This is a genomic window from Streptomyces chiangmaiensis (assembly GCF_036281785.1).
In the GTDB taxonomy this organism is placed as follows: domain Bacteria; phylum Actinomycetota; class Actinomycetes; order Streptomycetales; family Streptomycetaceae; genus Streptomyces; species Streptomyces chiangmaiensis.
Map to the genome: position 1 here is coordinate 1 of NZ_JAYWVC010000517.1, position 1,748 is coordinate 1,748.

General features: G+C 66.5%; 1 protein-coding gene and 1 pseudogene. Both read left to right on the forward strand.

Annotated features, from left to right (window positions below; genetic code table 11):
• Positions 1-580 (forward strand): annotated as a pseudogene (locus VXC91_RS45110) (hypothetical protein); the annotation flags it as partial.
• Between the two features lie 104 nt (positions 581-684).
• Positions 685-1,626, forward strand: coding sequence for a phosphotransferase family protein (locus VXC91_RS45115; RefSeq protein ID WP_329513130.1), 942 nt, complete (start codon positions 685-687; stop codon positions 1,624-1,626).
• Positions 1,627-1,748 lie beyond the last annotated feature (122 nt).

Here is a 1,748-nt window from a genome sequence, read left to right on the forward strand (position 1 = left end):
TGTCGAGATCGCCTTCGACAAGGGCGAGGTCGGCCTCGAGATCAAGGACCTCGCGGAGATGAACCGCCTGTTCACCGCCTGGGTCGAGAACATCTACCACCGCCGCGTCCACAGCGAGACCAAGCAGGAACCGCTCCGGCGGTGGGTGGCCGGCGCCCCCTTCCCCGTCCCCCGGCCCGCCGACCTTGCTGGAGCCTTCCGCTGGTCCGAGCACCGCCGGGTCGCCAAGCAGGGCTCCCCGTTGTCTTGCCTGCTGGTCGGCCAGCCCACCCTCAGACGCACCATGAAACTCGCCGTCCTGGCCGGACTCGAACAGCGGACCGCTCTGCGTTACACGATGCCGGGCATGACCTGCACCGAGACGGCCGGCTACGTCGCCCGCCATCTGAAGATCGCCGGGCGTTTGGACCAGCTGTTCACCGAGGGCGCCCTCACACTGATCCACACGACCTCGCGCGGCTACCCCAGAGCGGTCAACAACCTCTCCCTGCAGGCCCTGGTCGCCGCGTTCGCCACCGGCAAGAACCTCGTCGACGAGGCCGCCGCCCGCGCCGCAGTGAGCGAGGTGGTCGGCCACTGAGAACCTGCTGCTGAAGAAGGCATGCCAGGCGTTCTCCGCCGGCGCTCTGCGCACCACCCATATTTCGCTCGCGACGGCCGCCCTGGCGCATCTACGGTTTCCGCGTGTCCGCAACAACAGCGCTGCCGCCGGCGATGGCCGAGGAACTCCTGCATCCCCTCCTTCCCGCTGCGTCCGTCGGGGAGATCGTTTGGCGTACTGGCGGGGTGCTGAGCACGATCTTCGAGATCCGGTTCGTCGGGGCGGCCGAGCCGGTCGTCATCAAGATCTATGACGATCAATGGCGCTGGAAACAGCAGAAAGAGACCTACGTCTACCAGCTGCTTCAGCAGCACGGTGTCGGGCCGGTGCCTGCCGTGTTGCACCATGGGGACGCCGACAACGCGCTCGGGCGCTGCTACACGGTGATGACGATGCTCAGGGGCCAGCCGTTGTCCGCCCTCAGCCACACCCTCGACAGGGCATCGCTGCGGGAGATCTACCGCCAGATCGGGGGCTGCATGGCTGCAGTCCACCAGATCCCGCAGGGCGCCTGCGGATACCTCACCACGCGGGTTCTGGATCCCGAGCCGACGAACACCGCCTATATGACACGGCAGTTCCACAACAAGCTCAGGGAGTACGCCGATCACGGGGCCGATGCGGCGCTTGCGACGGCCATCGAAGCGAAGGTCGCCCGGCAGGCTGACCTGCTCCGCGCGTGCCGGCATGCCGTGTTGTGCCACAACGACTTCCACGAGGGCAACGTCCTGGTCGCCGAGGACAGCGGCGGATGGCAGGTCAGCGGCTTCATCGACGTGGAGAACGCGATCGCCGCGGATCCACTGATGGACATGGCCAAGACCGACTACTACTGCGTCCACGACGACCAGGACAAGCGCGAAGCGCTCTGCGACGGCTACGGCACGCTGCCGGCCGACTGGAGCGAACGGGTCGGCCTCTACCGCCTCTACCACGCTCTGGAGCTGTGGGACTGGTTCGCCTCCATCGGCAACACAGCGCCGTTGGAAGGCATCACCGACGACATCCGGCGGATGACGGCCTGATCTTGAGTACCGAATACAGGTTCTGAACCACCGGCACCTCGCCGAAGAAACGACACCTTGCCGACGACCGCCCCACCTGTACACCCAACGGTGGGGCGTCGCCGTCAGAGTTCATGGGCATC